Source organism: Methylotenera sp. E1MeOHC1 (assembly GCF_058745595.1).
Genome location: NZ_CP196025.1, coordinates 1,751,312 through 1,769,251, shown reverse-complemented (window position 1 = coordinate 1,769,251; position 17,940 = coordinate 1,751,312). Strand labels below are relative to the sequence as shown.

At 48.6% G+C, this 17,940-nt stretch carries 14 protein-coding genes and 1 riboswitch; of the genes, 3 read left to right on the top strand and 11 right to left on the bottom strand.

Features of this window, described 5'->3' with window-relative positions; genetic code table 11:
- The 3 genes from ACSSU7_RS08350 to ACSSU7_RS08340 all read left to right on the top strand — a co-directional run bounded on the left by ACSSU7_RS08350 (position 1) and on the right by ACSSU7_RS08340 (position 5,848).
- Complete coding sequence (locus ACSSU7_RS08350) at positions 1-1,440, top strand: cobyric acid synthase (RefSeq protein ID WP_492517783.1); 1,440 nt, start codon at positions 1-3, stop codon at positions 1,438-1,440.
- 180 nt (positions 1,441-1,620) lie between these two features.
- Positions 1,621-1,852: riboswitch (cobalamin riboswitch) on the top strand.
- 305 nt (positions 1,853-2,157) lie between these two features.
- Positions 2,158-4,278 carry a TonB-dependent receptor gene (locus ACSSU7_RS08345; RefSeq protein ID WP_492516051.1) on the top strand — a complete coding sequence of 707 codons (2,121 nt, stop codon included), beginning with the start codon at positions 2,158-2,160 and terminating at the stop codon, positions 4,276-4,278.
- Between the two features lie 58 nt (positions 4,279-4,336).
- Positions 4,337-5,848, top strand: coding sequence for a PepSY domain-containing protein (locus ACSSU7_RS08340; protein WP_492516050.1), 1,512 nt, complete (start codon positions 4,337-4,339; stop codon positions 5,846-5,848).
- Between the two features lie 60 nt (positions 5,849-5,908).
- Here the strand turns inward: ACSSU7_RS08340 and ACSSU7_RS08335 are convergent, their stop codons facing one another.
- The 11 genes from ACSSU7_RS08335 to ACSSU7_RS08285 all read right to left on the bottom strand — a co-directional run bounded on the left by ACSSU7_RS08335 (position 5,909) and on the right by ACSSU7_RS08285 (position 17,867).
- A complete protein-coding gene (locus ACSSU7_RS08335; RefSeq protein WP_492516049.1) occupies positions 5,909-6,121 on the bottom strand; it encodes an RNA-binding S4 domain-containing protein in 213 nt (70 codons plus the stop codon).
- A gap of 17 nt (positions 6,122-6,138) precedes the next feature.
- A complete protein-coding gene (gene cobU / locus ACSSU7_RS08330; RefSeq protein WP_492516048.1) occupies positions 6,139-6,666 on the bottom strand; it encodes a bifunctional adenosylcobinamide kinase/adenosylcobinamide-phosphate guanylyltransferase in 528 nt (175 codons plus the stop codon).
- A 1-nt stretch (position 6,667) separates the two neighbouring features.
- Positions 6,668-7,474: a cobalamin-binding protein gene (locus tag ACSSU7_RS08325; RefSeq protein ID WP_492517782.1), complete on the bottom strand. Its 807-nt coding sequence runs from the start codon at positions 7,472-7,474 to the stop codon at positions 6,668-6,670.
- A complete protein-coding gene (bluB, locus tag ACSSU7_RS08320; protein ID WP_492516047.1) occupies positions 7,471-8,136 on the bottom strand; it encodes a 5,6-dimethylbenzimidazole synthase in 666 nt (221 codons plus the stop codon). The genes ACSSU7_RS08325 and bluB overlap by 4 nt, the downstream gene beginning before the upstream one ends.
- Positions 8,136-8,474, bottom strand: coding sequence for a DUF2149 domain-containing protein (locus ACSSU7_RS08315; protein WP_492516046.1), 339 nt, complete (start codon positions 8,472-8,474; stop codon positions 8,136-8,138). Before ACSSU7_RS08315 ends, bluB begins: the two co-directional genes overlap by 1 nt.
- 31 nt (positions 8,475-8,505) lie before the next feature.
- Positions 8,506-8,946: a MotA/TolQ/ExbB proton channel family protein gene (locus ACSSU7_RS08310; RefSeq protein WP_492516045.1), complete on the bottom strand. Its 441-nt coding sequence runs from the start codon at positions 8,944-8,946 to the stop codon at positions 8,506-8,508.
- A gap of 30 nt (positions 8,947-8,976) precedes the next feature.
- Positions 8,977-13,383, bottom strand: coding sequence for a cobaltochelatase subunit CobN (locus tag ACSSU7_RS08305; protein WP_492516044.1), 4,407 nt, complete (start codon positions 13,381-13,383; stop codon positions 8,977-8,979).
- A 5-nt stretch (positions 13,384-13,388) separates the two neighbouring features.
- Positions 13,389-14,663: a cobyrinic acid a,c-diamide synthase CobB gene (locus tag ACSSU7_RS08300; protein WP_492516043.1), complete on the bottom strand. Its 1,275-nt coding sequence runs from the start codon at positions 14,661-14,663 to the stop codon at positions 13,389-13,391.
- Positions 14,664-14,672: 9 nt separating this feature from the next.
- A complete protein-coding gene (gene cobO / locus ACSSU7_RS08295; protein ID WP_492516042.1) occupies positions 14,673-15,278 on the bottom strand; it encodes a cob(I)yrinic acid a,c-diamide adenosyltransferase in 606 nt (201 codons plus the stop codon).
- A gap of 5 nt (positions 15,279-15,283) precedes the next feature.
- Positions 15,284-15,853 (bottom strand): hypothetical protein, encoded by a 570-nt coding sequence (locus tag ACSSU7_RS08290; protein WP_492516041.1) that lies wholly within the window; start codon positions 15,851-15,853, stop codon positions 15,284-15,286.
- Between the two features lie 115 nt (positions 15,854-15,968).
- Complete coding sequence (locus tag ACSSU7_RS08285; protein WP_492516040.1) at positions 15,969-17,867, bottom strand: TonB-dependent receptor domain-containing protein; 1,899 nt, start codon at positions 17,865-17,867, stop codon at positions 15,969-15,971.
- Positions 17,868-17,940 lie beyond the last annotated feature (73 nt).

Genomic DNA, 17,940 nt, shown 5'->3' with positions numbered 1-17,940 from the left:
ATGGTTCAGGGAACGACATCAGATGCCGGTAAAAGTACGCTAGTTGCAGCGATATGCCGTGTATTGTATCGCAGAGGTGTACGTGTTGCCCCATTCAAGCCGCAAAATATGGCGTTAAATTCAGCGGTGACGGTAGATGGTGGCGAGATAGGGCGTGCGCAGGCTGTGCAGGCACAAGCTTGTGGGTTAGCGCCACATACCGATATGAACCCAGTGCTGCTTAAGCCTAACTCGGATACTGGCTGTCAGGTGATTGTGCACGGCAAGGTGGAATGTAACTTAGAGGCGGTGGGTTACCACGCCTACAAGCCGATCGCGATGCACGCCGTGCTGGCTTCTTGGGAGCGATTAAAGTCGCAATACGAGTGTGTAGTGGTAGAAGGCGCGGGCAGCCCGGCTGAGATTAACCTGCGTGACCGTGATATTGCTAATATGGGCTTTGCCGAAGCGGTAGATTGCCCAGTGATTTTAATTGCAGACATTGACCGCGGCGGTGTATTTGCGCACATTGTAGGCACCATGGCCTTGCTTTCTGAAAGTGAGCGGGCGCGCGTGATAGGCTTTGTGATTAACCGCTTTCGTGGCGATATCGCCTTATTGCAACCAGGGCTGGACTGGCTTACGCAGGAAACTGGTAAACCGATATTAGGCGTATTGCCGTATTTGCATGGTTTGCATATCGAGGCCGAGGATTCCGTACCTGTTAGCCAGCAGGTCGCAGGGGGAGCTAAGAATGGGCGCTTGAAAGTTGTGGTGCCGGTTTTACCACACATCAGTAATCACACTGATTTTGACGCACTGCGTTTGCACCCTCAGGTGGATTTTCAATTCGTTAAGATTAGCGAGGCAATTCCGCAAGCAGACCTGATGATATTGCCTGGTAGCAAAAACGTACGCGGCGACCTTGAATTTTTACGCGCCAATGGATGGGAGCAAGCGCTCACTCGCCATTTACGCTATGGCGGCAAAGTCTTAGGCATTTGTGGCGGCTTTCAGATGCTGGGTCGCGTTATCCATGACCCTTATGCCATAGAAGGTGACGCAGGCTCCAGCTCTGGCTTGGGTTGGCTGGAGATGGAAACTACCTTAGAGCAAACCAAGCAATTGAAGCAGATTGCGGGGCATTTGGCGTTTGCGGATGCGCAAGTCGCTGGCTACGAAATTCATATGGGGGTGACAACAGGCGCTGCACTCAACACGCCGGCACTCCATCTTGAAAGTCGGCCAGAAGGGGCGATGTCGCCTGACATGCAAATTGCCGGCACCTATTTGCACGGCTTGTTTGACCACAAAGAAGCATGTGCGGCTTGGCTGGCGTGGGCAGGCTTGCAGACCGAGCAGCACTTTGATTATGAGCAGCTTAAAAATGACGAGCTGAATCGTTTGGCCGATTGCGTAGAGCAGCATTTGGATTGGAACGCGATAGGGCTGCCAGCTTAGGTTTCTAAGTGATTGCGTGGTTTTTATACCTGACTTATATCTGTAAGCAGCGTACGGTTTTAGAGAAACTACTCGTGAGTAGTTTTTATCGCTTGCTCTAATGTCAGCTAGTAGATGGCATCAGGCAACTCGCATCTTCTTGATATTTCTATATAAACTTGACTTTACCCACCTAAAAATCTAAACTGCGGCGATTAAGGTTTAGCTAGAGTTTCACTCTGGTTGATTAATAGGGAATCTGGTGCGGTGCATTTGACGTGAAAGTCTTTGTGCTTATTCCAGTACTGCCCCCGCAACTGTAATCGGATAGTCTGTTCGCACCCTTAGCCACTGAGTCGTTAGATTTGGGAAGGCAGCGAGTCAGGCCGCAACCCGAGAGTCAGGAGACCTGCCTTGATGTAGTCGTAATGTTTGAATTAGGGCGGGGCGTCCTGAGTAAAAAAGCAAAATAGTTATTTTGCCTATACATTAATATATATCCCAGCAGTACCTATTACTGAACCCATAGTTAATTTGCGCCACCAGCAAATGTTGCTTCTGATACGCGTTTGACGCATAAGTTAGTGCGCAACGTGCAGAGGCATACGATGATAGGGTCACATAAGTGCTGCGGATGACTATATTCACTGTCCCACTCCTATTCAAATGCTACCACTGCAATACGTACATGGCGGTTGGTCATGTTGAGTTGAATGAGTATCAGGGAGTATAAAAATAATGCTTAGAAGCAATCAATTAATCACGGCAGCTGTTTTGGCTGCGCTACCACATCTGGCTTTGGCGGATGATGTAGCAGTAGAACTCAAGGAAGTTAACGTTGAGTCTACATGGGATCATGGCAATGCACTTAACCTTAACCAGCCCAGTAGCACAGCGAGTAGACTAGGCCTGAATGCGATTGAGATTCCAGCCAGTACAGAAACGCTGGACATAGAAACTATCCGTATGCGTGGTGATATTAATATCCATGAAGCGGTTTCTCGCACTACCGGTATTTCGGATATTAGCAACCTTGGCTCTGGTGTAGCGTACTCAGCACGTGGTTTTACCGGTAACGATTCTGTAGGCCAGGCTGAAGACGGTATTCGTTTGCTTACTGCTGCAAGTACCCTGACTTACCCTTCAGATACTTGGGGCTACCAACGGGTTGAAGTATTACGTGGCCCAGCTTCGGTCATGTTTGGTGATGGCACGGTGGGTGGCATCGTTAATAGCATACGTAAAGCGCCTAGTCGTGACAGCTCTGTGCAGGCACTGGTTGGTACCGGTTCGCGCGGGGAATATAGGGCAGCTGTCGGTGGCACCGGTGCTGTAGGTGAAATTGGCGCATTTAGAGTCGATGCTTCGGTCACTGGCGGCAATGGTTATGTAGACCGTGGTGAGCATGATAGCCAAAAAATCATGACCAACTTGCTACTTAGCCCTACAGATAAGCTACGCATTAATTTTACCTTTGACCACTCAGATGAGTCACCGACCCGCTATACCGGTATTCCATTACGTAATGGGCGTATAGACTCATCTTTACGTAAAGAAAACTACAACATTAGCGATGATAAACAAAGCTTCACTGAAGACCGTTTACGTGCAAAAGTTGAATGGGAGTTATCGGATGCGCTTAAATTAAGCAATGTGAGCTATTGGTTTAATGCGCATCGTCATTGGCGCAATGTAGAGTACTTTTCGATTGATAACGCCACCAATACCGTTGACCGCTCTGGTTACACTGAGATTAAGCATCAGCAGAAACAAATTGGTAACCGCTTTGCGTTGACTTCAATTGCAGATGCTTTTGGGCATAAAAACCGTTGGTCTGCAGGCTATGAAGTGGCGCGCGTAGATTTTAAATATTTTGACAATTTCTATAATGATAACGACCCTAGCAGTAACGTTGCTATCAAGAACTTTGCTCCTGGTTACTTCCAGACCATAGACCCGACTGCGCTCGACTTTGTGTCTAAAACCGTACAACAGTCTTTATTTGTAGAAGATGCCTTTGATGTGACCAATCAGCTTAAGTTAAGCGCTGGTTTGCGTCAGGACTGGATTAATGTAGACCATGAGAGCCGCTTGACTACGGCGAGTACTGATAAAGATTACTCACCGTTTTCTTACAGGTTAGGTGCGGTTTACCAAACTACGCCAAACACAGCATTCTATGGTCAGTATAGTCAGGGTTCTGACCCGGTATCGTCTATCGTGACGTTACGGCCTAGAAATGGCGCGTTTAAACTGACTTCAGCGCAACAAACTGAATTTGGTATTAAACACGCGTTACCTGAGGGTAAGGGCGAGCTTACTTTTGCCGTTTACCATATCGCAAAAGATGACATTATCACCCGTGACCCAAGTAACCCAACGCTCAGAGTGCAGGGCGGTAAGCAGTCATCACGCGGGGTTGAGCTATCAGCAACCTTGTTCCCAGTGAATCACTGGCGTACAGATTTGAATATGGCTTTGCTTGATGCGCGTTACGACGAGTTGGTTGAGGCTGTTGGTGATCCTGCTGTTAGCGTTTCGCGTGCCGGTAAAACGCCAACCGATGTGCCTGAAAAAATAGCCAATGCTTGGGTTTATTATCAACAAGCAAGCTGGGAGGCTGGCGTAGGCGCACGCATGGTAGGTAAACGCTATGCAAATAATGCCAACACTTCTACCATGCAAGGCTATACGGTTTATGATGCGAGCATAGCATGGCGTGTTCACCCAAAGGCTACGCTGAGAGGCAATTTGCGTAACCTGACCAATAAACTGTATGCGCCGGTTTCATACGATACGCAGCAGTTTATTTTGGGCGAATCTAGGCGTGTAGAGCTTACCGCTGAGTTGTCTTTTTAAGCACTAAGTTTGGTATTAATCACTAGGTTTGGTAATGATTTAACTATAAAGTTGTGATGTGAAATTACGTTATTTACATCTGATACATCGCTGGCTAGGGATAGGACTAGGGCTGTTTGTCTTGCTTTGGTTCTTATCTGGCCTAGTGATGTTATTTGTTGCTTATCCGCAACTGACTCAAGCTGAGCGGCTAAACCGTTTGGATAGCTTGCAGTTGCAGCAGGTAAAGCTTAGTGCCGCACAGGCATGGGTGTTAACGGGTAAACTGGGTCAACCAGAAAGCGTTAGGTTGGCCATGCGTGGGCATCGACCTACTTACTATTTTTTGCAACATGGGCAATGGCTAGCGATATGGGCTGACGCGAACAATGTTGCACCCAATGTTGCACCTGGCGAGTCTATTCCTGACGAATCTATTCAAGTTTCAAAAGCAGAAGCGATCAATGCTGCTGAACAATATCAAGGTCAAGCAAAAGCAACAGAGGCGCTCTTGCTTGATCATGACCAATGGTCTATTTCATCTAGTTTGAATGGGCATCGACCTCTATATCGTGTTGCACTCGATGATGCTGATGCTACTGAACTGTATGTTTCTAGCCATACCGGTGAGGTAGTGCTGGATACACAGGGCGCTGAGCGTGCGTGGAATTGGCTGGGTTCAGTGATTCACTGGGTTTACTTTACGCCTTTACGTATGGAGCGTGAGCTTTGGCGGCAGGTTGTACTGTGGCTAGCTTTTGCTGGGGTGGCGCTGGCTAGTTTGGGTTTATGGCTAGGTGTGCAACGTATACGTATTAATCGTCGCTACAGTAATGATAGGGTTACGCCGTACCGTGGCTGGGCACGCTGGCATCATATTGTCGGTTTAAGTGCGGGTGTTTTTTGCATTACTTGGTTATTTAGCGGTTGGCTTTCTTTAACGCCATTCGGTTGGTTTTCAGATAGATCTTTGCGTGCGGAAGAAGCTGAGCACTGGGCAGGTGGCACACCTAATGTGCAAGACATGAGGCTACCTGTGTCGGCATTTGCCACACGCTTGACTGGCACTGATATTAAAGAGATAGAGTGGCTGAAGTTTGCCGGCAATACTTACATTTTGGCAAAAGCTGCAGAGCAGGAGTCGCTTGTTGATCGTCAATCTGGCGTGCCAGTGGCAGGGTTCTCGGCAGCCATATTGCAGGCGCAGGCTGCTAAGTTAGCGCTTCATGCGCAGATTACATCAGCGCACTGGCTGACCAGCGGTGATTTATATTTCAATCAGGACGCACAAAAAACACCACGGGTATTACGTGTTGCATTTGCAGATGCCTTAAATACTACTTTTTACATAGATGCACGCACTAGCAAGATACTCGTGTCACAGGATAGTTACAGTCGTACTTATCGCTGGCTGTTTAATGGCTTGCACCGTATCGATATTCCGCCATTGGGTGACAGATTGCTGGCGCGTAGAATCACCATTTTTGTGCTGTCGGCAGGCGGGGTGTTACTCACAATAGCAGGTATCGTGCTAGGTTGGCGCAGAGTTCGTAGAAAGTGGGCGCAAGCCGTAGTCGCTGGTAATCGATAGTAACTAAAAGTAACCTAGAGCGCTCGGTAAAGTTAATTAAGGCTTATAGTCAAACAGCGTTTATAGCACTTTAACCGTTTGCCCCAAGCACTCTACAACTTGCCCTGAGCGTATTTTTGCAGTGCGTCTAGTTTCAATATTGCCATCCACCGTAACGATGCCATCGCTAACCATCACTTTGCCTTGGCCGCCGCTATTGGCAATGCCTGCAAGTTTTAGTAGGTTACAAAGTTCGATAAACTCACCTTGTAGTTCAAAAGTCGTTGTTTCCATATTTATCCTTTAAATAGTTACCCTTTAAGGGTAAGCGGCAGGCCTGCTGCAATAAAGCTAACTTGATTAACGCATGCAGCGACTGCTTGGTTAAGGCGGCCTTGTTCGTCTTGAAACTGACGGTTAATCTCACCTAAGGGCACGATGCCCATGCCTACCTCATTGCTGACCAGCAATATAGTCCCTTCCAGCTTGGGTAGGGTCTCTAATAGCGTGTTGCGTTCATGTTGCCAGTCTAAACCCTCTGGTCGGTCGCAGTCTGGGCAAATGCATTGCGCCAGCCAAAGTGTGAGGCAATCTACAATAATGCAGGTGTCCGCTTTGGCATGGGTTTGCAACGCTTCTGCTAAGTTAAAAGACTGCTCTACCGTTGCCCAATGCGCTGGGCGACGAGTTTTGTGCTGGTCAACGCGTGTGCCAAACTCTGTATCGTACACTTGTGCCGTGGCAATATAAGTGACCGGCTGGCCAGATGCCAAAGCCAGTTTTTCTGCGAAGGCGCTTTTGCCTGAGCGTGCGCCGCCTAAAATAAGGTGTGTAGCCATGTTAGTTCCTATTGTTGCTGTGTACTAAAGCCCATTGCTGGATAATAGCCTGCACTTGCTGCAAACCGTGGGTAATCAGTGACGGCCCAGGCTGCAGAATATCCGCCGATTTAATTTCAAATACCAAGCCGTTTTTTACTGCAGGGATGCTATGCCAGTCCTCTCTGGCGATCACCTGTTCAGGCTGAAATTTCTTACCACACCATGAGCCGATAATGATGTCAGGCTGGCGCTCTATCACTTGGCTGGCTTGTACCGTTCTGTCTTTTGCACTGTGAAACTGGGATAGCTCCGGGAAGCAGTCCTTGCCGCCAGCGATTTCAATCAGTTCAGCCGCCCATTTGATACTGCAAATCATAGGGTCGTTCCACTCCTCAAAATATACAACAGGTTTTGCTGGCAATTGAGATGCCATATCTTTTGCCTGTTGTATCGTGTGCTCTAGTTCGGCAATTAGTTTAAACGCTTTATCCGAGGCGCCGACTAGGCTGCCCACGGTGGTAATCATGTTAAGCATTTGTGCAATCGAGCGCTGGTTAAAGATATGTACTTCTACGCCAGCGCGAATCAGAGATGCTGCAATATCCGCCTGCAGGTTGGAGAAGCCAATCACTAAGTCAGGCTTGAGATCTAATATTTTATCAATCTTAGCACTGGTAAAGGCGGCGATTTTGGGTTTTTCTTGGCGTGCAATGGCTGGGCGGGTGGTAAAGCCAGAGATGCCGACAATGCGCGCCTGTTCACCTAGCAGGTACAGTACTTCTGTGGGCTCGGTAGTGAGGCATACAATACGTTGCGGGTACCTCATTCTGTACTTTTCCACTGATTTTCCATCACCATATCCGCAAGCGGTTTGGCTTGTTTCCAGCCGGTTTCTATCAGCATCGGCTCTTTGTAAAAGGAGTTTACGTGGCCTAAGCATAAAATGGCCACTGGCTTAGCACCTGTTGGCATATTGAGTAAGGCACCTAATTCTACAGGGTCAAAAATAGACACCCAGCCCATGCCCAGACCCTCAGCGCGTGAGGCCAGCCACATGTTTTGTATGGCGCAGCTGACGGAGGCAATATCCATCTCAGGCAAGGTTCTGCGGCCAAAAATGTGTTCTTCGCGTTTGTCGCATAAGGTCACTACCATTAGCTCGCCACACTCTAATATCCCTTCTACTTTTAAGCGCAGGAACTCAGCCATGCGTGCAGTGTTTTCATGGTCACCAATCGCTTGCGCGGTATTAATCCGCTCTTTATCGACCAATTGGTGAATTTGACGGCGCGTATTGATATCTGTAATCCGAATAAAGCGCCACGGCTGCATTAGGCCTACGCTGGGCGCATGGTGCGCTGCATGCAGAATCTTGGTGAGTGTTTCTGGGGCAACTGGGGTCGGCAGAAAGTGGCGCATATCACGGCGCTCTGCAATGACGCGATAAATCGCCTCTTTCTCATGTTCTGGGTAACTAAAGTCTTGCATTAGGGCTTACCTTTGGGACCTTTGCCCACTTCTGTATCCGCTGCGGATTCAATCAAAAACAACTTGCCGGTTTTCGGGTCGCGATATACTTGCCCGATAGCGTCATAGCCATTGCCAGCGCTTTGCTCGCCAGTGGCTGGGGCGTCGATTTCCCGCCCTTTATTCACTTCTTGCGGGCGGGTGAGGGTAGATTGCTGTCCAGCGCTGAGTGCTGCTAATAGGCCGCAAGCAAACACCAGCATCACGTCCACCAAGTTCACCAAACTTGCACGTGGGTCTTCGTCTTCGTGGTTAAAACGACCATTTAAACGACTATCTAGAAGGTTCTTTTTTTGCATGATTTTGTTGTAGCTGAATAATCTGGGTAGTTTATTGCGCTTGTTCTGTTTCAAGCGACACTAATACATCCTCGTACCAGCGGCGGCGGCATTTGCCTATCACTAAGCCAATAATGCCTGCTAGCAAGCCTAACACCGTGGCATCAAATGCCGTGGTAACGGCTTGCGCAAGTAATGACGGGTTGCCTTGGCCTAATGCGGCTAGCCCAGGCCCTAATGGGATAATGGTGGCCATTAAACCGAGCATGGGCGGTATGCGAGCTAAAAAGTCTGCACGTTCTAGGCGTTTACGCGCCACCCTCAGCACAGCCTGCTCGCCAGCATTACGCAGTTGTTTGAGGCCAAATAAGCGCTCACCAATGGCTAAGCCAGCTTCTAACACGGCTATCACTACAGCCGCGACTAAGATGACAATCACAGGCTCTAATAGCCAGGTAATGGCGCTATGCAGCGAGTTTAAGTTAATAGACATATGATTTTCCCATAGTAATCTTGACGTTTCTTATGCTGTAGGCTTTCGTGTGCCAAACCACAGGCCTAGTGCAAAAATAGGCAGGAGTAACAGTATCCAAGCGAGGTTGTCTTTAACCGTTGCAACTGTCAGTTCATAAGCTTGCACTGCTTTGTTGGGCTGTGCTTTTGGTGCAGGCTTTGCGGCACTTGCTTGTGGTTGCGCTGCGGTTGTTTTGCTCACGGCTTTGTGAGGGCTGGACTTTGATGCGTCATTAAGCTGACTTGATTGTGCTGGGTGTTGTGCAGTATCCGTTACTGGCTTGCCGTAACCGCGTGCCTTTGCTAGCACCTGAGCCAACCCTGCCTTATCTTCAGCATTGATATGTTGCCCCATCCAGTCCCATAGCGGGTGGTTAGGTGAGGTGTGGCCGCTGCCCGGCAAGCCATTTTTAATGACCAATTTAGCTAGGGTTTGAGATAGCTGTTGTGCGCTGGCCGTATCAGGTTTCCAAAATCCTTTTTGTGCCGCAACCAGCATTAACGCCACCATGTTGGCTTTGACTTGTGCGTTATGACCTTGCTCTAAAAATTGATTTAGCCCCAGTTTGAGGTCGTCATCAATGTAGACGCGTTTAACTTCATTCCACGCCCAGTCTTTAATGATATCCGGGCGGGTGACTTGCCAGCCCCATAAGTTTTCCAGAAAGGCTTGATTCATGGTGCGCGCGCCGGCGTAGCCGTGGCTCATGAGTGGTTTAATCCATGACGGGTTTAAGTAACGCCCACGCAGTTCCATCAGTAATGCAGACTCTAGCGGCTCATCCGTAAAGCCTTTTTGGTCGGCATGGTTCAAAATACGTGCTTGCGGTTTGTTGCCGGTAATGGTTTCTATCGCCAGTGACAGGCCGCCTAAGTAATCAAAAGCATCGTTGTTATCCATTAAGCCATACAGATTAGAAGCGCGACCGTGGTAGGTAGTGCCAATGTTATGTAAGGAGGTATCAAATGCCTCGTGTGCAGGCTCGCCCTGTGCATCTACAGCGTAGGCGTGTCCCATGCGTTGCAAATAAGCGCGGCCGATTTCGTTACGGTTTTGCCATGCACCAGAGCGCTCTGCTAAGCTATTCACACCAGCACCATACGCACCTGGTGCATCACCGAAGATACGCCATGCCGCTTCACGCCCTGCTTGCTCGGCCGGCATGCCTTGCGCTAACAGCGCTTGCGTGCGTTTTACCCAGTGCATGGCTACACCGTTGGTCGCCATTGATTCGCTGCCACGTGTGTAGTGGGCGAGTGGTTTTAAGGCTGAGTCTAATGCAGGTGCTAAGTCTGGATGCGCCTGCAACACACTTTGTGCTGAAGCCGCCAGCGCCATTCTGCCGCCAATATCAATCCATTGCATCAGATTAGGGTAAAGGTCACGGAATAAGCCGGAAGTGGTGACGATGACGTCATAGCGTTTAGTACCTGTACTTGTTTGCTTGTTAGTCTCAGACTCAGACGATTGCGCTAGCTGCATTTTTTGCACAATGCCGCGCGAGTTCCATTCTGGTGTGATGCCCATCAGCGATAAAATAAAACTCACCATTACGCCTTCATCACGCACAGCATCCGATGCCCATAAAATGACACCCTCACTTTTGGTAATGTCATCACGGTTACGCACGTTGGCCGCCATGTTAAACCCTAGCTGAAAGCCAAGCGGGGTAGGTAGCACATCGCCATCAAGCGCATGGAAGTTACGTCCTGTCGGCAGCGATTCAGGTGAGCGTAGCGGGTCATTGCCTTTGCCCGGTTCAATAAAACCACCCACCAAACCATGTAGCAGCGCTTGCATTTCCAATTTGGGCGAGGCAATTAAGTTGTCACGTATACGCGTACTAATATTTTCTGGCTTATTTTGCGCCATAGAATCTAACATCAGCTGCAATGAAGCATCAGACCACGGGCGACCAAACACATGTAAACCATGCGGCATAAATTTTTCTTGCAGTTTGGTCAGATAATGTCCAACCTCATGCGCTAAGAGGTCGTCATCCGCTTGTTCAAAATTAATGCCGCGCACTTTTAATACGTCTTCCATGCTGGACTCTAGCTCGGCGCGCAGTTCCAGCGTTTCTACCAATCGCCGTATTTCTTTGGCAGATGCAATGCGCATGGTGTCAGAGCTGGACGACTCATAACTCTCTACTACTTGGCGTAATGTGAGCAAGCGGTCATACAGGGTGGTTGCCGTCAGTGGCGGAGTTAGGTGATCAATCATTACCGCTAGTGCGCGACGTTTAGCCTGCGTACCTTCGCCCACGCCATCAACTATGTAAGGATACAGGCCAGGCAGGTCGCCTGCAATAATGCGTGAATAATCCTCTGCCGACAATCCCACAGCTTTGCCCGGTAAAAACTCGTATGTGGAGTGTCTGCCTAAATGTACCAATACATCGGCTTTAAAGTTATCTTTCAGCCAATGATAAAAACCTAAATATTGATGCGGTGGTGATATGGTGGTGTTGGCGTGCAGTAGCTCTTCATCGACTTCCCAGCCACGCGGTGGCTGTGGGCCGACAAATACATTACCGAACTGTATACCTGGGAATATCATTTTCTTGTTAACGACCATGATTTTGCCAGGTACTTGTCCCCAGCCGCGCAAGCCTTCAATATTGAGGTTAGTCACACGTGTTTTTAATGCATTCAGCGCTTCGCAAGGGGTATGTTTGCTTAAACAGACTTCATAACCGTCATGCAGTTCTGTGAGCAACTTAATCGCTTCAGCTCGCTGTGGGTGGTTAACTCCTTCTACTAGGTGACGTAGCTCGCGCATAGACTTAGTCAGCCGGCCATGGGCAATCTCTAACTCGCCAGCTGCTTGTGCAGCAACAAGCTCAGCATGCAGGCGACCCAGCGGGCCTTCTACCATTTCACCTTTTACCACGGCTGGTAAAGTATTAAACCAGCGTGCATAAGTTGCGTTATCCATGCTGGCGACTTTAGGCAACATGCTGGTAAGTTCGCCACTGTTTTCAGGTAAGTTAACGCCTCTATCCTGCATTAAGTCGAGTAAGGCTTCATGCGTAGCAGGCAGTTCGCCGGTTTGGTAGCCCGCGGCCTTCATGCTTTGCAAAATATCAAACAGTGATTGCGGTACATCCAAATTATCGGCACCAATGTTATGGCGCCCTGGTGGATGATTGTAGTAAATAATGGCTACGCGTTTTTCTGCATTGGCTTTGTGCTGCAAGGTTTGCCAGTTCATCACGCGGCTCACTAGTGACTTTACTTCTGTGGGTAACAGTTCTGGTAGGCGCAACTCCACGCCTGTCAGCTTATCAATGCTTGGTGCGCCAGCCGCTGCTACTACCATCGGTTGGCTGCTGCCTTGTACTTCAGGCATGGCGACGCGGTATTGAATAGAGTTGGTAGGTAGTCCATCTTCTGACAGCTGCCAGGCAGTCGCACTGCGATCCGTAAGCCGGATGGCTTTAAACATGGGTACGTCTAGTTTTTTAATCAGTTCGGTGACCGACTCACGTCCCTCCGCAGCGCCTACAACAAAGTCTTGTAACACCACTAGGCCGGTTAACTTAGCTGGAGCTACCATTGACGGTAGCTTTTCTATGGCTTGCTTGGATGCTTCGCCCCATTTGGCCATTACCGCAACGCAATTGATGCCCTGCTGTTGGGTTTGTGCGCAAATCGCGTCTGCAACCTGAGGGTCGCTGGTGCTTAAGTCTAGCACTGCTAATGTGAGCTTGCTGTTTTGGTTGGGCTGCGATGCAAACGCTACTTGTTCGGTTGCTAATTCTTTACCGTTAACGCGTAAGCGGATGGGGGGCATGGGTTTGGCTGTAGGCAGTTGTGCGTTGTTCTTTGCAGACTGTGCATTGAGTAAGTACGCCATAAATGCGGCTAAGTTTTCCTGACCGCCAGCTTGCCAAACCTCGCTTAGTGCCAGCCACTTTGCAGCCGCAGCGTGTTTCTTTGCCGAGGCTAACAGCGCATCCGGCGTTTTTTCCTGTGTTTGCGTCAGTGCTTTTGCCTCAGCAAACTCACTGACTGCACTCTTGTTAAAGCGGCTTCTGAGTGATAGTGCACTATCACCATTAAATGCAACAAAAGTAGCCGGTTGTGCTTTGGATGGATCAGATTTTAACGCATCAAGCGCTCTCTGTAGTTGTGCAGATGATTCTGCATACTGTGCTACGGCAAACACAGCATCTGCTTCTTGTAGCCAGCGCTTTAATGTACGGCTGTCCGCCGCCATCATTTGTGATTGTGAGCGTAAAATAATCTGGTCGCCTGGGCGTTGGGCCAGCGTGTTTTTTGCTGCCTCAGCGGCGGCAGGTGCGGTTCTGTCGGAGACGATGCCAAATAATGTTGCGCCATGTGCCGTGCCTGTAAGTAGGCTCAATAGAAAAATGCTGACATTGATTAATCTAGGTTTGATTAAAGGCATTTGGCTTACCTTGCCATAAAACGTGGTGTAAGTAGCTGTGCGGCTAAGTTTGGGTTAGAGGCAAAGTAAAAGTGCAAAAAGCTCGCAATAATCGAACCATGCTGGTAAATGTTTTCCACTTTGCCAAAGCGCGTCTTAGCGGTGGCTATAGGCGGTAGCTCTGTTGTAAAACTACCATAGTGAAAAGTGTGTGCACCCAGCTCATCATTAAGCAATGTTACTTTTAATGAGCCTAGCCCCTGTAGGCGGTCTTCTATTTTACTTACCCCTGATAGTAAGTCAAAGCAAGGCACATCATTTAAACAGGTGGACAGCGCCATCATGCCGCCGCATTCGGCTAGTATCGGTTTGTTCGCATCAAAGGCTGCCTGTAGGGCATTTTTCATGGCTAAATTGCTACTGATTTTATTCAGGTGCAACTCTGGGTAGCCGCCGGGCAGCCAGTAGGCGTCGGCTTCTGGCAATATGTGGTCATCCAATGGCGAGAAAAACCGCAGCGATGCTCCCATGTCTTGCAAACAGTCTAAATTAGCCTGATAAATAAAGCAGAACGCTTCATCCCTTGCGATGGCAATTACCTTGCCATCTAGGAGTTTAGGCGTCTGTAGTGTGGCCGGTGCGCTAAATGTAACGGTTGGCGGTAGCGGTAAATCTTGTGCTAAAGCATTGGCTGCTGTTTCAATCTTTTGTTCTAAGTCGCTAATTTCGCCTGCACGGAATAAGCCGAGATGCCGCTCAGGCAGGCTGAGCGCCTCGTTCTTTTGTAATGCGCCAAACCAATTAAGGTGTGGTGGCAGTGAGTCGTGTAATAATTTTCCATGCCCTGCGCTGCCTGTTTTATTAGCAACTACGCCAGCGGGGATTAGGTTGGGGTAGTGTAACAGCAGGCCGTTCGCCAGCGCGCCAAAAGTTTGCGCCATGCCGCCTGCATCAATGGTAAGTAACACTGGCAAATTAAAGCGTACGGCAATATCTGCACTTGATGGTGTGCCATCATACAGGCCCATCACGCCTTCAACGATAATCACATCAGCATCTTGTGCTGCGCGATAAAGCTGCGCTTCAGCATCGTTTTCGCCGCACATTGTGAAATCTAGGTTGTAAACAGGGCGTCCCGTTGCAACTTCTAAAATCATCGGGTCTAAAAAGTCAGGCCCGCATTTAAATGCTTGCACACGCAAGCCTTGGTTACGCCATGCGCGCGCCAAGGCGGCGGTAATAAAGGTTTTCCCCTGCCCAGACGCTGGGGCGGAAATGAGTAGGGCGTTGCAAGTGGTCATAGCTTTGGGTTACAGGTCTATGCCTGGCTGGGCCTTAATGCCAGCGCGCCATGCATGTTTAATATCCATAATTTCACTCACGGTGTCTGCCATCTCGGTGAGTGCGGCTGGGGCACCGCGGCCAGTCACCACTACGTGTTGCATGGTGGGTCTGGCGGCAATGTCAGCCAGTATTTGTGTGAGGTCAAGGTAGCCATATTTCATGGTGTAGGTGAGCTCATCTAGAATTACCAGTTTAATGCTGGGGTCGCGCAACATACGTTGCGCAATCTCCCATCCGGCTTGTGCGGTTTGAGTGTCGCGTTCTCTATCTTGCGTGTTCCAAGTAAAGCCTTCACCCAGCACATGCCACTCTACGTTGGCTTGGCCACGAAAAAAGGCTTCTTCGCCGGTATCGCTGCGCCCTTTGATAAATTGCGCAACGCCGACTTTCATGCCATAACCTAAAGCACGTGCCATCATGCCGAATGCAGAGGAGCTTTTACCTTTGCCATTACCAGTCAGTACCAGCAGCAGACCTTTTTCCTGATTTGCTTGTTCAATCGCAGCATCAATCACTGCTTTTTTACGCACCATACGTGCTGTATGGCGCGTGCTTTTGTCATCAGTGGTCATCTAACTTAAGCTTTAGCGCGGCTTAGGCCGTTTGCTAATGCAAATGTAATATGCACTACGGCAGCAACTGCTAACCAGAAGCCAATATTTTCAAATTGGCGTGGAGCGTACTTAAGTAAACGCGCACCAAATTCAGCAATGGTTGGGTCAGGGTAGCGACCGCCAAAGAAATAAAAGCCACCGCTAGAAAATAACTCGCTTAATGCGCCAGCAATTGTTGCGCTACCTACTAAAGGTAGAATTGCCTTAGTGCTGAAGCTGTAATGTTTAGCAAACCAGCGGCCAGCTAGCCACATTGTGCCGTATGCTGGTAGCAAAAAGCCGTAAGCAGGGGTTACGCAGAAGTTGCTCACACCTTGGAAATAAACAGAGTAAAGGTCTAAACCGGTACATAAAGCCAGTAACGCCGGAAACATAATCGCTGGGCGCAGATATAAACCAGCTAGAAAAAATACAGCAAGAGATGCGCTAGGCAGGCTGTTGATTGAAGCAAAGTGATGGCCACGCGTCACAATGATGAGTGCGGCAAGCGCAACACCTATAAAGATTTGTTGTGTTTTAGAAAGTGTAAGCATAGTAGGTGCAGCCTCCGATTGTTTCGCTTAAATGATAATAGTTAAATAAAACATGATTTTATCGTAAATGTAACTGCTAGGGCGAGTTTTCGCTCGCCCTAGCAGTTAACTAACGTTAAGGTTTCATGTTGTAACGTAAGCCTACAAACAAGTTGCTGCCCGCTGTGTTGTAAGGCACGGTGGCGGTTGCGTAAGATAGAATATAGTTCTTATCCAGCAAGTTATTTGCTCGTGCCTCTAACTTCCATTCTGGTGAGAGCTTGTAGTTCGCAGTCATGTTAACGAGCATATAACCGCTCATCGGTATTTTATTGCTTGTGTCATTGTAGCGAGTAGATGCGCCATTGACTTCTGCGCCCCACTGTAAATTACCCCATGTGTGTAGTAAATTAACTGTGCCGTAGCGATTTCCTCGGCGCACTAGCAACTGGTTCGTATCCTCATTTCTTGGTGACTGCACGGTAAAGTTACCGCTTAAGAGTAAGTTATCGCTAATGTTCCAACTTGCCTCTGTGGTTACACCTTGTATTTCAGCCTTACCCACGTTGATAGGGCAGAAGTTGGTAAGGGTGCAGCTTGGGGTTGCAGGGCCTGCATTTGCGAGTAAGCTGCGAATTTTGTTTTGGAACACAGTCACGCCAGCATTGAGTTTGCCACCAGTGTATTTAACGCCAGCTTCTACGTTGTCCGATTTTTCTGGTGTTAATGTAGGATCGCCAAAATTTGGATAATACAATTGGTTAAAGGTCGGTGCCCTGAAAGCTTTGCCGTAATTGGCTGTAACACGCCATTGTGGTGTGATGCGGTAACCATAACCTGCGCCACCAGTCATGTAGTTTCCAAACTGGGTATTGTGGTCTTCTCGGATAGAGGCTTGTACCGAGTGATTGCCTTGATCCAGCAGGTAACTCGCTAAGAAACTATCATCATTGCGCTCTTTTTTATATTTGGTTTTGAAGTTAGCTACACTGCTCACGTCTTGCTCAAGCCTATCATAGGCCAAAGTAAGTGTTCCTAATGGCAGGGTAAAATCATTTTGCCAGGAGATTTGTTTTTGCTCGGTGCGATACTTGCTTATGCCTGTAGGGTTGTAGGTAGAGCTTGCTTTGGTTTTGTTGGGTTTTGCATGGCTGTCTGAATCATCTACACCCATGCCTAGTTTAAATGTGCTGTGCCAGAAGTCAGTAAATTGGTTTTTGCTGGTAAAAGCATAGCTTTGCAATGTTTGCTCAGTAAAGCTTTCATAATTGGTACTAGGGCTAGCAGCATCGTATTCGTTGTGTCCCTTGCTTTCAAAGAACTGTAGGCCCCAGGTGTGGCCTTGTGCGAGTTCAAGTTCAGCAAAAGCTGAGGTGCTTAAATTGCGGTAGCTGTCGTCATCGGAGTCTTTGCCGCGGCGGATGCGTTTTGCTGAGAAGCTGTCGGTATCCAGGCTGCTGACATTTACGCCATACTTAAGCGCATTAATGCCACCATTGATACCAAATTCCGCTGTTTTTGTATTGTAAGAGCCCAAGCCAACGGCCGCGTTAATCAGCGGTTTTTCAGATAAGCTTTTGCGGGTAAAGATTTGAATCACGCCGCCAACGGCGTCGGCGCCATACAGGCTGGATGCTGAGCCACGCAAGATTTCAATTTTCTCAATTTGAGCGAGTGGGATATTTTCAAACGAGGTTCTGCCTAGCGTCGCAGAGTTGATGCGTAGGCCATCAACCAATACTACAATCTGTTCTGAGCTGGTGCCTCTTAAATATATGCTGGATTCTGTGCCTGCACCCCCGTTAGTAGCCACTTGTACCCCTGGTTGCAAACGTAATACATCAGTAATTGAGCCTGCGCCGATACGCTCGATTTCTTCACGGTCGATAACGGTGACGTCACCGATAACATTTTTATGTAATTGTGGTGTACGTGAGGCAGTTACTACAACTTCGTCTAAGTTGATGGTGTCTGTAGCATATACAGTTGGATGAAGCGCCAAGCCGATAAGGCCAGCGATGATACTCTTGTTCATTTAAATTTCCCTTTGTGACATGCGACCCCGCATGTGACTGATAACTAAGGAAATACAGAGGAGCTAAAGCATC

What these genes read in the sequence shown, in the direction of transcription:
- ACSSU7_RS08350 (WP_492517783.1), top strand. Translation starts at nt 1, where the DNA reads ATGGTTCAGGGAACGACATCAGATGCCGGTAAAAGTACGCTAGTTGCA.
- ACSSU7_RS08300 (WP_492516043.1), bottom strand. Translation starts at nt 14,663, where the DNA reads ATGACCACTTGCAACGCCCTACTCATTTCCGCCCCAGCGTCTGGGCAG.
- cobO (WP_492516042.1), bottom strand. Translation starts at nt 15,278, where the DNA reads ATGACCACTGATGACAAAAGCACGCGCCATACAGCACGTATGGTGCGT.
- ACSSU7_RS08325 (WP_492517782.1), bottom strand. Translation starts at nt 7,474, where the DNA reads ATGAGGTACCCGCAACGTATTGTATGCCTCACTACCGAGCCCACAGAA.
- ACSSU7_RS08290 (WP_492516041.1), bottom strand. Translation starts at nt 15,853, where the DNA reads ATGCTTACACTTTCTAAAACACAACAAATCTTTATAGGTGTTGCGCTT.
- ACSSU7_RS08285 (WP_492516040.1), bottom strand. Translation starts at nt 17,867, where the DNA reads ATGAACAAGAGTATCATCGCTGGCCTTATCGGCTTGGCGCTTCATCCA.
- ACSSU7_RS08335 (WP_492516049.1), bottom strand. Translation starts at nt 6,121, where the DNA reads ATGGAAACAACGACTTTTGAACTACAAGGTGAGTTTATCGAACTTTGT.
- ACSSU7_RS08305 (WP_492516044.1), bottom strand. Translation starts at nt 13,383, where the DNA reads ATGCCTTTAATCAAACCTAGATTAATCAATGTCAGCATTTTTCTATTG.
- cobU (WP_492516048.1), bottom strand. Translation starts at nt 6,666, where the DNA reads ATGGCTACACACCTTATTTTAGGCGGCGCACGCTCAGGCAAAAGCGCC.
- ACSSU7_RS08345 (WP_492516051.1), top strand. Translation starts at nt 2,158, where the DNA reads ATGCTTAGAAGCAATCAATTAATCACGGCAGCTGTTTTGGCTGCGCTA.
- ACSSU7_RS08315 (WP_492516046.1), bottom strand. Translation starts at nt 8,474, where the DNA reads ATGCAAAAAAAGAACCTTCTAGATAGTCGTTTAAATGGTCGTTTTAAC.
- bluB (WP_492516047.1), bottom strand. Translation starts at nt 8,136, where the DNA reads ATGCAAGACTTTAGTTACCCAGAACATGAGAAAGAGGCGATTTATCGC.
- ACSSU7_RS08310 (WP_492516045.1), bottom strand. Translation starts at nt 8,946, where the DNA reads ATGTCTATTAACTTAAACTCGCTGCATAGCGCCATTACCTGGCTATTA.